The 619-nt window shown below is 69.1% G+C and carries 1 protein-coding gene; it reads right to left on the reverse strand.

What is annotated here, in order from left to right; all coding sequences use genetic code 11:
- On the reverse strand, nucleotides 1–444 hold a 444-nt coding region (locus tag IG98_RS0143990; RefSeq protein ID WP_030926589.1), incomplete at its 3' end, for a helix-turn-helix domain-containing protein.
- Nucleotides 445–619: the final 175 nt, after the last annotated feature.

Genomic DNA, 619 nt, shown 5'->3' on the forward strand with positions numbered 1-619 from the left:
GGTCCCCCGCTGCGCGACCGTCTGAGGTGGCACCCCGTAGTTCCACGCCGTCAGCCACTCCCCCAGCGCCGCCGGGACGAACGGCAACGAGGCCAGCAGGTGACGCCGGGTCTCATCCATCTCGTACCTCCACAGCAACGCGGCCGATCTCACGGTAGCCGCGGTCGAGGTGTCGCCGTACTCCGTGATGGGCCACGAAGAGGTCTCCCCGAAGCTCCACCCGTCTATCCACCGCTCCACCTCGACCGGACTCACCTCGAACAACTCCGCCAGCCGCCACCGCGAACCGGCCCGCACCCCCTGAACCCCCTGCTCCCAGCGTGACCAGGTCGTCGAGGCCACCCCCACCCTCTCCGCCGCCGCCTTCTGACTCAGCCCCCGCTGCCGACGCGCCCTGGCCAACTCCACCCGAGGCCCCCCAAAACCCTCGCCCTTCTTCCCCACAGCCCCTCCCCTTGAGTAATCGACCGACTACCCATTGTCATGCGCGAAGGCCGTCACACACCACCCCACCCCCGAAAACGACCACCAAACGACCACCCCAGCCACCCCTGCGGCTTCACCGGCACAGCGACCTCATATCGGCCGGCCACCACTCGCCAAGAACGGCCGCAGCCCC

This window comes from Streptosporangium amethystogenes (assembly GCF_000721075.1).
In the GTDB taxonomy this organism is placed as follows: domain Bacteria; phylum Actinomycetota; class Actinomycetes; order Streptosporangiales; family Streptosporangiaceae; genus Streptosporangium; species Streptosporangium amethystogenes.